Here is an 11,830-nt window from a genome sequence, read left to right on the forward strand (position 1 = left end):
TACACAGATGCAAGACCTGGAACTGAGCGAAGAGCAGATCATGATCCGCGACATGGCCCGGGACTTTGCCCGTGGCGAGATCGCCCCGCATGCCCAGGCCTGGGAAAAGGCCGGCTGGATCGACGACGGCGTGGTGCGCAAGATGGGTGAGCTGGGCCTGTTGGGCATGGTGGTGCCCGAGGATTTCGGCGGCAGCTATACCGACTACGTGGCCTACGCCTTGGCGGTCGAGGAAATCGCCGCAGGTTGCGGTGCCACCGGCGCGATGATGAGCATCCACAATTCGGTGGGCTGCGGGCCCCTGCTGGCCTATGGCACGCCCGAGCAACAACAGGCCTGGCTGCCGCGCCTGGCCAGCGGCGAGGTGATTGGCTGCTTCTGCCTGACCGAGCCACAAGCCGGTTCTGAGGCGCATAACCTGCGCACGCGTGCCGAGCTAGTTGACGGTGAATGGGTCATCAATGGTTCCAAGCAGTTCGTCAGTAACGCCCGCCGCGCGGGCCTGGCGATCGTCTTTGCGGTGACCGACCCGGCGCTGGGCAAAAAAGGCCTGTCCGCGTTTCTGGTGCCGACCGACAACCCAGGGTTCAAGGTCGATCGCAGCGAGCACAAGATGGGCATCCGTGCGTCCGACACCTGCGCCGTCACCTTCGACAGCTGCCGCATCCCCGCTGCAAACCTGCTCGGTGAGCGTGGCAAGGGCCTGGCCATTGCCCTGTCCAACCTCGAAGGCGGGCGCATCGGTATTGCCGCCCAGGCGCTGGGTATCGCCCGGGCGGCGTTCGAAGCGGCGCTCATCTATTCCCGTGAGCGGATTCAGTTTGGCAAGCCGATCAACGAACACCAGAGCATCGCCAACCTGCTGGCCGACATGCAGGTGCAGGTCAATGCCGCACGCCTGCTGATCCTGCATGCCGCGCGCCTGCGCAGTGCCGGCAAGCCGTGTTTGTCGGAGGCCTCACAGGCCAAGCTGTTTGCCTCGGAGATGGCTGAACGGGTGTGTTCGATGGCCATTCAGGTGCATGGCGGGTATGGCTACCTGGAGGATTACCCGGTGGAGCGATACTACCGCGATGCGCGGATTACGCAGATCTATGAGGGGTCGAGCGAGATCCAGCGGATGCTGATTGCGCGGGAGTTGAAGCATTACCCGTTGTGATGCTGCTGGTGGGTGCTGAGGGGGGGGCTGACCTCATCGCCGGCTTGCCGGCGCTGAGGCCAGTACAGTCAGCGCCGCTGTTTGAAGGTTTCCGAAGGCAGCTGGCCAAAGCGCTGCCGGTAGATTTCGGAAAACCGCCCCAGGTGCAGAAAACCATAATCCATCGCCAACTCGGTCACACTGCGCACCGCGCAGCTGCCATCGCAGAGGCACGCATGCACACGTTCCAGCTTGCGCTGGCGCACGTACTGCTTGGGCGTGGTGCCCAGGTGGCGGTCGAACAGTGCATACAGCGAACGCACACTCATGCACGCCTGCTCCGCCAGCGTCTCGGCGGCGAGCTCCAGCTTCAGGTTGCGGTCGATGTAGTCGAGGATCCGCTCCAGGCTCGCGCCTGGCGTACCCAGGCTTTCGCGGCGGATGTTGGTGCTCATCAGGGTCAACAGCTTGCTCGCTACAATCTGGCTGTAGTGCCCCTGTACACGCGGCAGTGAATCGCTAACCTCCGCCTCGTGACAAACCATGCCCAGCAAGTTGACGAAGCCGTCCAGCTCCTCCAGCCGATAGTGGTTGCGCAAAAACCGCACTCCCCCGTCGGGCCGCTGCCATCGCTGCTCTTCGCAGATCGAGTCGAGCAGGTGCGTTGGCACCTTGAGGATGAATTTCTCGCAATCTTCCGAGTAGGTCAGGTCGACCGGATCATCGGGGTTGATCAGCAGCAACTCGCCCGGCACCAGGTGATGTTCGCGCTGGTGCCCACGCCACAGGCAGTTGCCATTGAGCAGCACCTGCAGGTGGTAGATGGTTTCCAGGGCGGGTGAAGTCACCCGCACGCTGCCACCGTAGCTGATACGGCACAGGTCGAGTTCGGCGAACTTGCGGTGGCTGAGGCTGGCCTGCGGATGGGTGGTACGCGACAGGCCGATGCAGTGCTGGCCCACGTGCCGGTTGACGTAGTCGGACACGGCATAGGGGTCGGCGTGATGGAACACGCTACTGCGCTCGCTCAGCAGGCGGCTTTCCATAGGCAAGGCACTCGGTATCGTTATTGTTCTGGGCGCCGCTTCCTACTGGCCTCAGGGCCTGTGGTTACGGTCGTTCACGGTGATTCTATCGGGCCGGGGCCAGGTTCATGGGGGCAGCTGACCGCCGGTGGCTAAAGACACACTAAGCAAAAGGTGGGGGTTGGGCAATCAGATCTTCGGATTGGGTGTGCGGATAGCGGACAATGCGTAACGCGAGTTGGCCGATTATCGAACGCAGTTATTGCAGTATCTCGTCAGTGATGGCCTCTTCGCGGGGCAAACCCGCGAAGAGGCCGGCAACAGCAGCAAAAAACAATCAGTGCACCGCTGCTTCCGGCCGCCCCGCCCACCCCTGGCTCCTTGCCCGAAACTGCCTCGGCGCGATGGCGAACAGTTCGCGAAAGCGCCGGTAGAAATGCGGGAAGCTGACGAACCCGCTGGCCACCGCCACTTCAGTCAGCGACTTGCTGGTGTGCTGCAGCAATTGCCGGGCATGGGTCAGGCGCAACTCCAGGTAGTAGCGTGGCGGCGTGGCTTGCACATGGCGACGGAACAGGCGCTCCAAGTGGCGGCGGGACAAACCGGCGTGCTCGGCGATCTCGTCGATGCCGATCGGGTCTTCGATGTTCGCGTGCATCAGCTCCAGCGCCAGGCGCACGCCGCGCGGCAAGCTGGGGTCGGCCTCCGGGGCGCTGGCCGGTACATCACTGAGGATCCGCGAACGGTCGCACGCCAACATCTGCTCTACCGCCCGGCGCAGGTCGTCGCCACCGTGGTGTTCGAGCAGCGCCAACATCATGTCCAAGGCACTGCTGGCACCGGCGCAACTCATGCGCCGACGGTCCAGAACATGCGCCTGGCGGCTGATGCGCACCTTGGGGAACAGTTCGCTCATCATCGCCCGGCCATCGGGGTGGAACGCGCAGTCATGGTCATTGAGCAAGCCCGCCTCGGCGAGGAAGTACGCGCCATTCCACAAGCCGCCCAACTGGCAACCGAACTGGTCTGCCTGGCGCAGCTTTGCCCGCAGCAGCGCTGCGGCGTCCAGGCGCACCCGGAAGCCGCCGCACACCAGCAGGCTGTCCAGGCCCTGCACGTCCAGGTCGGCCAATGCCGTGTGGACGGGCAAAGCGATCCCCAGGTCGCTCATTACCTGCCCCCCCTCGCCCACCACTTGAATCTGGAACAACGGCGTGGCGCTCATCAGGTTGGCAGTGACCAGGGTGTCCATGGCGGCGGTGAAGGCCATCATCGAGAAGTGTTCGCGCAGGACAAAGGCCACCCGCCGGCATGGCATGGCCAGTGCGGTGCGGCCCGCCGGGTCGAGGTGGGCCAGGTTGGTGTTCTTGAGGATGCTTTCGAAGTGGCTCATGGTTCAACTCACTACACGGATGCTGCGGTAGCCTCATCGCGGATTTATCCGCGATGAAGCCACTGCAGATGGAACAGATTACTTGCTGGCCTGGGTAGCCGCCGCACGCGACGCCTGCAGCCACTGATCGAACTGCTGGCGGTGCGCCACGACCCACTCCTTGGCGTGGCGAGTGATGTCGGCAGGCTTTTTCTCACCCTGCTGCATCTTCAGGTTTTGCGCACTCTCGTCAGCGGTGGTGATCTGCATCAGCGACAGGAATTTGGTGGCCGCGGGGTTTTCTTCGGCAAACGCCTTGTTCAGCACGGCCTCGACCTTGTCGACCGCAAAGCCCAGGTTCTTGCCCTTGTACATCGTGTCGACATCGTTGTTGCCGTCGGGCAGGTCGGTTTTCGGCACTTCCAGCCAGACCACGTCCTTGTCCTCGACCAGGACGGTGGAGATCCACTGCGGGACCCAGGTGAAGTACAGGATCGGCTTGCCTTCCTTGTAGCGGGTGATGGTGTCGGCCATCAGCGCAAAGTACGAGCCCTGGTCGACGTGCACGCTGTCGCTCAGGTCGTAGGCCTTCATGTGGTGCGAAATGACCAGCTCACAGCCCCAGCCGGGGTTGCAGCCGGTCAGGTTGGCCTTGCCGTCGCCATCGGTGTCGAACAGCTTGGCGATTTCCGGCTTCTTCAGATCGGTGATGTACTTGATGTGGTACTGCTCGGCAGTCTTCTTGTCGATCAGGTAGCCCTGCAATACGCCGGGCATGATGTCGCCGGCCTTGACCATCACGTCATTGCCACCGGCCTGCTGGTAGAACTTGTCGTGCAGTTTGTCCCACAGGTGTACGGTAAAGTCGGCATCGCCGTTGGCGAGCGCCACCATCATCACACCGTACTCGGTTTCCTTCGGTTCCTGGACCTTGTAGCCCAGCTCGCGCAGGCCCTCCATGGCGACCTCGCCACGGAAGCGCTCTTCGGCGATGGAGGGGAAGATCGGCGTCACCTTGACGCCCTCGCCCGGCTTGTCGGCCGAGGCGTGGGCGCACAGCGAAGCGATCGCCAGGGCCAGTGCGCTGGCGCCTTGCAGGATGCTGCGGGAGAACATGGATTCCAACATCGTCGCGTACCTTCTTCTCGTTTTTATAGCGTGAGCGGCAGTTCGAATATGTGTATCAGGCGGTCTTGCGCCGCCCTGCAGAGTGCCCGGCACCGCACAGGCGCAGCACGGCGCCCACGGGGCCGGTGTGGTACCAGCGCAGGCTCGGGTCGGCGCTGCTGCGCGCGCCCATGGCCTGGGTCAGGCGGTCGAGGAAGATCGCCAGCAGCACCAGCCCCACGCCGCCGACGGTGGCCAGGCCCATGTCCAGCCGGCCGATGCCGCGCAGCACCATCTGGCCGAGCCCTCCCACCGAAATCATCGAGGCGATCACCACCATCGACAGCGACAGCATCAGGGTCTGGTTGAGGCCCGCCATGATGGTCGAGGTGGCCAGCGGCAACTGCACGCGGGTCAGCATCTGCCGCGGCGTGCAGCCAAAGGCGCGGGCAGCTTCGATCTTGTCTTCCGGCACCTGGCGGATGCCCAGGTTGGTCAGCCGTACCAGCGGCGGCAAGGCGAACACGATGGTCACCAGCACACCGGGCACGTTGCCGATGCCGAACAGCATCACCACCGGCACCAGGTAGACGAACGCCGGCAGCGTCTGCATGGCATCGAGTACCGGGCGGATGATGCTTTCCAGGCGGTTGCTGCGGGCGCAGACAATGCCCAGCGGGATGCCGAGCACCGCACAGAAGAACACCGAGGTGAGCACCAGCGCCAGGGTGGTCATCGACTCCGACCACACGCCGATCAGCCCGAGCAAGGTCAGGGTGACGAAGCACAGCAGCGCCATGCGCTTGCCTGCCAACTGCCAGCCGAGCAGTGACGACAGCAAGATGCCGATGGTTGGCGGAATGCTCTGCAGGGTGAATTCGATGCCGTTGAGCACCTGGTCGATCGGCCAGCGGATCGCGCGGAACACCTCGCGGAAGTTCTGCACCAGGAAGTTGAGCGTGGCAGTGACCCAGTCGCCCAAGGGAATGGTGGCCGCCTGGAACGGGTCGAGCAGACTGAATTCGGACATGAGGGCTTACCTCTTCGTGTATTAGTGGCGGCTCAGGGTCTGCAGCAGCTCGTTCTTCGACAAGGTGCCCTTGAAGGCGCCTTGACGGTCGAGCACCGGCACCGGGTACGGCAGGTCGGCCGCGATCCCCAGCACTTCATGCAGCGGCGTGTCGGTGTACACCGGCTGGCGCTCGTGCAGGCTGTAGCGGTCACTGGCGGTGGCGCCGTAAGCGTCGGTGTCGACCACCCCCAGCAGTTGGCCACGGTCATCGACCAGGTAGCCGAACGGCACACCGGCCTGGAAGCTCGGCGCCTTGCCGTTGACTTTGCACACCACCGCCGGGTCGAACTTCGCCACATCGCCGGCCTTGAGCACCCGCGAGCTGTCGAAGCGCTTGAAGAAGGTGCGCACATAGTCGTTGGCCGGCTGGTTGATCAGCTCCTGCGGTGTGCCAATCTGCACCACCCGGCCGCCCTCCATGATCGCGATGCGGTGGCCGATACGGATGGCCTCCTCGATGTCGTGGGAAATGAAGATGATGGTGCGCTGCTGCTCGGCCTGCAGGCGCATCAGCTCGCCTTGCATCTCGCTGCGGATCAGCGGGTCGAGCGCCGAGAAGGCTTCGTCCATCAGCAGGATGGTCGGGTCGTTGGCCAGTGCCCGGGCCAGGCCCACGCGCTGTTGCATGCCGCCGGACAGCTGGTGCGGGTAGCTGTGCTCGTGGCCGGCCAGGCCCACCTGGCTCAGCGCCTCGCGGGCGCGGCTGTGGCGCTCGGCTTCGGACACGCCGGCAATCTCAAGGCCAAAGGCGGTGTTCTGCAGCACGCTCATGTGCGGCATCAGAGCAAAGGACTGGAACACCATGCCCATTTCCTTGCGGCGCACATCGAGCAGATCTTTATCGGAGAGGCCGGTGATCTCACGGCCGTTGAGGTGGATGCTGCCGGAGGTGGGCTCGATCAGGCGGTTGAACAGCCGCACCATGGTCGATTTGCCCGAGCCGGACAACCCCATGATGACGAAGATCTCGCCCCGCTTGACGGAAAAACTTGCATCGAACACGCCGACGACGTGGCCGGTCTTGCTGAAGATTTCGTCCTTGTCGGCGCCCTTGCGGAGCATCTCCATGGCCATGTCCGGGTTGGGACCGAACACTTTGAAGATGTTGTTTACCGAAAGAATCTCATCGGCATGGCTCATACGACCCTCTTTATTATGCTTATTAACCAATCAATCAACGTCGCACTTTCAATAAGGCGGTAGTGATCAGTGCGAGTACGCTTGGCAGTCCGTTCAAATTCGAACGAGAGTCAAAACCGGCACGCAGAAAATCCTGCTTCAAAATTATCGACATCGATGTCCCAATGCCGCGCCGTAGCTTCAACGTTAGGCCTTGACCCAGACAGGGTCCAACGACATTTGCAGGGCGCTAACCATTACCTGAAGTTATCAATCGCACTGCAGCCGTTGCCCCATGCGGCCTGCGCATTTACCGCCCGCCGTGCAACAGGCTAGAGTGGGCCAACCTGGCGAGACGAAGGACCTCACCCTACCCCCATGGTCAGACATTCCGAACCCGATCAGACGCTGATCAAGATGCCTTCGCTGCGCGCCGTGAAAGTGTTCGTCGCCGCCGCCAAATACCAGAACTTCACCCGCGCCGCCGAAGCGCTGTGCGTCACCCAGGCCGCCGTCAGCCGGCAGATCCGCGAGCTGGAAACCTACTTGGGCGCCGAGCTGTTCAACCGGGTCGGCCGCGCAGTAGAGCTGACCGTGGCCGGTTCGATTTTCTTCGATGCGGTGCAGTTATCGTTCGTCAACATCTCCCAGGCAGCCGAACGCATCCGCAGCAACACCAACTCCAAGCATGTGGTCACCTTATGCTGCTCGCCGGCCTTCGCCGCCCTGTGGCTGGGGCCACGGATGCCGAAGTTCTTCGAAGAAAACCCGGATATCGACATCAACCTGGTGACCACGCAGAACTTCCTGGCGATGGAGCCTGGCGTTCGCCCGGACATCTACATCACCAAACTGGGCAAGATCCAGGCGGGTTACAGCTGCCACCCGCTGAACCATGACGTGATCTACCCGGTGTGCAGCCCGCAATACCTGGCGCAGCACCCGGAACTGGCCACCCTGCAGGGCATCCGCGATGGCTCGCTGCTCAACCTCAGCCCCTACGGACGCTCGCAGGTCGCCGAACACGTGGACTGGAATGTCTGGCTGGCGTTTCACGATGTCGACCTGAAAACCCGGGCCAACACCGCACCGCACTTCTTCAATGCCAATGACTACAACCTGCTGGTGCAGTTGGCCCTGAGCAGCCAGGGCGTGGCGCTGGGCTGGCACCACCTGGTGGCACCTTTGGTTGCCCGGGGCTTGCTGGTGCGGCCCGTGGAGCAGCAGTTGGTGCTCAAGGACACGTTCCACTTCCTGGCCTTCAATGACGACAAGGACCATGACGCCAGTTGCCGGCGCTTGCGCGACTGGCTGCTGCAGGAGTTCCAGCCAATGCTGGACGCCAGCCTGTAACGGTTGCCAGGCCGTTCATCCCTCCGGTCGTCAGCTCGACGCATCACCCTTGCAGCACGGGCGTCAAATGGTTCCAAAGGCCCCTTTGGAGAAGCCCCATGACCCAGCACGCCTTGGCCCGCCTCGAACAGCTCGACCCCAAGCGCCCCTTGCGCGTGCAGGCCGGCAGCGAAGAAGTGATCCTGATCCGCCAGGGCGACCGGGTGCACGCCTACCAGGGCAATTGCCCGCATGCCGGTGCACCGCTGGACGAAGGCGTGATCTGCGGCGGCCTGCTGGTCTGCCCCTGGCACAAGGCGGCCTTTGCCGTCGACGAGGGCGCGGTCTGCGAGCCGCCGGCACTGGCGGACCTGCGCCGCTACCCGGCGTGGGTCAAAGACGGGGAAATCTGGGTCGATGACCAGCCATTGCCACAGCCCGAACCACCGCGCCACAGCGATGCCCGTTGCTTCGTCGTGATCGGAGCGGGTGCGGCAGGCACGGCGGCGGTTGCGACACTGCTGGCGCATGGGTTTGGCGGGCGCCTTGTGTGGGTCGACCAGGAACGCCAGCCGGCCTACGACCGTACCGCGCTGAGCAAATTCGTCATCGCCGGGCAGATGCCACCGGACGAGGTACCCGCGCTGCTGGAGGCTTGCCAGTTGCGCAAGGGCCAGCTGGAACGGTGCTTTGGCAAGGTGCGCGCGCTGGATGTGAAAAAGCGCCAGATCACCCTCGCCGATGGCAAGCGCATCGACTACGACGCAGCGCTGCTGGCCACCGGCGGCAAGCCGCAGCGCCCTGACCTGCCCGGCGTCGACCTGGCGGGCATCGTCACGCTGCGTTCGCGCGAGGACGCGGCGCGCCTGCTCGATGCTGCCGAACCGGGGCAACCCGTGGTGATCGTCGGTGACAGTTTCATCGGCCTTGAGGCGGCGTCGGCATTGCGCAAATACGGCGCCCAGGTGCACGTGGTCACGCGCCATGAAGTGCCGTTGAGCAAACAGCTGGGTGAGCGTATCGGGCGCAGCATCCGTGAATTGCATGAACGCAAGGGTGTGGTATTCCATGGCCCGACCGAAGTCGAGCGCTTCATCGGCGAGAATCAGGTCGAAGCCGTGCTGCTGGCGAATGGCGAGCGGCTGACGACGGCGCTGGTGCTGCTCGGCACCGGAGTCACCCCGGCCACTGCCTTCGTGCAGGGCCTGCCGTTGGCCGAGGACCGTTCGCTGCGGGTCGACACAGCGCTGCATGCCGGCGAGCGGTTATGGGCCGCTGGCGACATCGCCACATTCCCCCTCAGCGGCCGCCCGGTGCGCATCGAGCACTGGCGCCTGGCTCAGCAGCACGGGGTGATTGCCGCGGCCAACATGCTCGGCGAGCAGCGCCGCTACGCCGACGTGCCGTTTTTCTGGACCTACCAGCATGGGCGCACCTACGAAGTGCTGGGGCATGCCCGGGACTGGGACCGCATCGAGTTTGTCGGCGAGCCGGAGCAAGGCGATTTCGTGGCCTTGCAGTGCGCGGGTGAACAGGTCGAGGCGGTGATCGCCAAGGGGTATTCGGATGCCATGGCGCAGTTGTCGCAGCGGATGAAGCGGCCGTTGAACCTGGATGAGGCGCTCAAGCTGATTGGCTGAATTCACTGCCCCTGAGAAAATCGGCTATGGTTTCCCTCCTCGAATAACAAGAATCCCGTGGAGCGCCCATGGCCGCGCACACCGCTTCACCTCGCGCCACCGAACTGGCCGCCTTCGTCGACTGCCACTTCGCCGAACGCGGCTTGATGCCGGAACCGGTGATCGCCGAGTCCTGGTACCGCAGCATCAAACAGCACCGTCTGGACCCCGCGTTGCGCCACGTCGACAACATCCTCAGCGCTGGCGAGATCCGCCAGCATCAGGCTCGGCACGAGGCCTACCTGGCGGTTGCCAGCCAGGGCGTCAGCGGCCTGGCGCGGCGTGTGCTGGACGCCGGTTTCGCCGTGCTGCTCAGCGACGCCGACGGCATCACCCTCGACGCCCGCCTGCCCGCCGACCACCAGCGTTATACCCGCTCGGGGCTGATCGTCGGCGCACGCTGGGACGAGTCGATCGCCGGCACCAACGGCATCGGCACCGCCCTGGCCTCGCAACAGGCGCTGACCATCCACCGCCAGGAGCATTTTCTGGCGGCCAACGCACGGCTCAGTTGCTCGGTGGCACCGATTTTCGATGCCCACAATCACCTGCTCGGTTGCCTTAACGCCACCTGCCTGTCCAACGACGGTCCCAAGCAAGCCCAGCACCTGACCTTGCAATTGGTGACCCTGTACGCTCGGCTGATCGAGAACAGCCACTTCCGCCAGTGCTACCGCGACCGCCTGACCCTGGCCTTGAAGCCCCGTGACGATTTTAGCGACCTGGCCGCCGAGCAGTTGCTGGCACTGGATGAAACCGGCCGGGTGGTCGGCGCCAATCGGGCCGCCTTTCTAGCGCATACCGGCACGCTGTTGGGCGTGCATATCGACCAACTGCTGCCTGCCAACATCGACCAGTTACTCGACCTGACACGCGGCGGTGCCCGTGGCACGCAACTGCGCGGCCAGGCGCAGGCGCACCTGCTGGACGTTGGCCTGCGTGTACCCGCCGGCTACCGCCAATCGGTGCCATCACGGCCAATGCCCGTACAAGGTGCCCACCCCACGCTCGAACAACTGGCGGGCCAGGACGCACAGCTGCAACACGGCGTGCGGCGCCTGCGCAAAGTCCTCGACAAGGACATCGCGATCCTCCTCAACGGCGAAACCGGCACCGGCAAGGAAGCCTTCGCGCGCGCCTTGCACCAGGCCAGTCAGCGCCGTGCCAAGCCATTCGTGGCGCTCAACTGTGCGGCGATACCTGAGTCGCTGATCGAGAGCGAACTGTTCGGCTACCGCGCCGGCAGCTTCACCGGCGCCAGCCGCAAGGGCATGAAAGGCAAGCTGGAGCAAGCCAACGGCGGCACGCTGTTGCTGGACGAAATCGGCGACATGCCGGCGCATTTGCAAACCCGCCTGCTGCGGGTGCTGGCCGAGCGCGAGCTGGTGCCATTGGGGGCTGAAGTACCCGTGCCGCTGGATATCCAGGTGATCTCGGCGACGCACCAGGACTTGCAGGCAATGATCAGCGACAAGCGCTTTCGCGAAGACCTCTACTACCGCTTGTGCGGCATGCGCGTGAGGTTGCCGGCACTACGGGAACGAACGGACCGGCGCGAATTGATCGAGGGCTTGCTGGCGAGCGTGCCGGGGGGTGCGGGTTTGCAGTTGAGCGATGAGGCGCGCCGCTGCCTGCTGGGGCATGCCTGGCCGGGGAACGTGCGGCAGTTGCTCAACGCTCTGCGTCAGGCGGTGGCGCTGGCTGAAGGTGCGGTGATCGAGCTGACCGATTTACCGGAGGCGTTGCTGGACCAGGCAGTGCCTGCGAGGCCAGTGAGGTTGGAGCAGCAGATCGAAGCGGTCGAAGGGCGGCATTTGCTTGAGTGTTTGAAGCGTGAGCGTTGGAACATGAGTGCGGCGGCGCAGGCGGCGGGGGTCTCGCGGTCGACGTTATATCGAAAGATGAAACGTTACGGGATCGTACCGCCGAACCAGTTGGGCTGACAGTTCTGGCCTCTTCGCGGGCACGCCCGCGAAGAGGCCAGTG

9 protein-coding genes are annotated in these 11,830 nt (G+C 64.0%); 4 read left to right on the forward strand and 5 right to left on the reverse strand.

Going from position 1 to position 11,830, the window contains the following annotated elements; all coding sequences use genetic code 11:
- Nucleotides 1-7: 7 nt before the first annotated feature.
- Entirely contained in the window at nt 8-1,159 is a 1,152-nt protein-coding gene (locus ACIPIJ_RS11460; protein WP_401076398.1) for an acyl-CoA dehydrogenase family protein, read from the forward strand.
- Nucleotides 1,160-1,227: 68 nt separating this feature from the next.
- Here ACIPIJ_RS11460 and ACIPIJ_RS11465 read toward each other — a convergent pair whose 3' ends face one another.
- The 5 genes from ACIPIJ_RS11465 to ACIPIJ_RS11485 all read right to left on the reverse strand — a co-directional run bounded on the left by ACIPIJ_RS11465 (nt 1,228) and on the right by ACIPIJ_RS11485 (nt 6,854).
- Nucleotides 1,228-2,184, reverse strand: coding sequence for an AraC family transcriptional regulator (locus ACIPIJ_RS11465; protein ID WP_401076400.1), 957 nt, complete (start codon nt 2,182-2,184; stop codon nt 1,228-1,230).
- A gap of 316 nt (nt 2,185-2,500) precedes the next feature.
- A complete protein-coding gene (locus tag ACIPIJ_RS11470; RefSeq protein ID WP_401076402.1) occupies nt 2,501-3,556 on the reverse strand; it encodes a GlxA family transcriptional regulator in 1,056 nt (351 codons plus the stop codon).
- A gap of 78 nt (nt 3,557-3,634) precedes the next feature.
- The gene (gene proX / locus ACIPIJ_RS11475) at nt 3,635-4,663 is read right to left on the reverse strand and encodes a glycine betaine/L-proline ABC transporter substrate-binding protein ProX (protein ID WP_401076404.1); all 1,029 of its coding nucleotides are present in this window, start codon (nt 4,661-4,663) and stop codon (nt 3,635-3,637) included.
- 55 nt (nt 4,664-4,718) lie between these two features.
- Nucleotides 4,719-5,672: a glycine betaine/L-proline ABC transporter permease ProW gene (gene proW / locus ACIPIJ_RS11480; protein ID WP_401076407.1), complete on the reverse strand. Its 954-nt coding sequence runs from the start codon at nt 5,670-5,672 to the stop codon at nt 4,719-4,721.
- Nucleotides 5,673-5,693: 21 nt separating this feature from the next.
- Nucleotides 5,694-6,854 (reverse strand): glycine betaine/L-proline ABC transporter ATP-binding protein, encoded by a 1,161-nt coding sequence (locus tag ACIPIJ_RS11485; RefSeq protein WP_401076410.1) that lies wholly within the window; start codon nt 6,852-6,854, stop codon nt 5,694-5,696.
- A gap of 357 nt (nt 6,855-7,211) precedes the next feature.
- Here ACIPIJ_RS11485 and ACIPIJ_RS11490 point away from each other — a divergent pair, with 357 nt between their 5' ends.
- The 3 genes from ACIPIJ_RS11490 (at nt 7,212) to ACIPIJ_RS11500 (ending at nt 11,787) form a co-directional block, all read left to right on the forward strand.
- Entirely contained in the window at nt 7,212-8,186 is a 975-nt protein-coding gene (locus ACIPIJ_RS11490; RefSeq protein WP_401076413.1) for a LysR family transcriptional regulator, read from the forward strand.
- Between the two features lie 98 nt (nt 8,187-8,284).
- Nucleotides 8,285-9,805 carry an FAD-dependent oxidoreductase gene (locus tag ACIPIJ_RS11495; RefSeq protein WP_401076416.1) on the forward strand — a complete coding sequence of 507 codons (1,521 nt, stop codon included), beginning with the start codon at nt 8,285-8,287 and terminating at the stop codon, nt 9,803-9,805.
- Nucleotides 9,806-9,873: 68 nt separating this feature from the next.
- Nucleotides 9,874-11,787: a sigma-54-dependent Fis family transcriptional regulator gene (locus ACIPIJ_RS11500; RefSeq protein WP_401076419.1), complete on the forward strand. Its 1,914-nt coding sequence runs from the start codon at nt 9,874-9,876 to the stop codon at nt 11,785-11,787.
- Nucleotides 11,788-11,830 lie beyond the last annotated feature (43 nt).

Origin of the sequence: Pseudomonas sp. NPDC087185 (assembly GCF_044744955.1) — a bacterium.
Taxonomy (GTDB): domain Bacteria; phylum Pseudomonadota; class Gammaproteobacteria; order Pseudomonadales; family Pseudomonadaceae; genus Aquipseudomonas.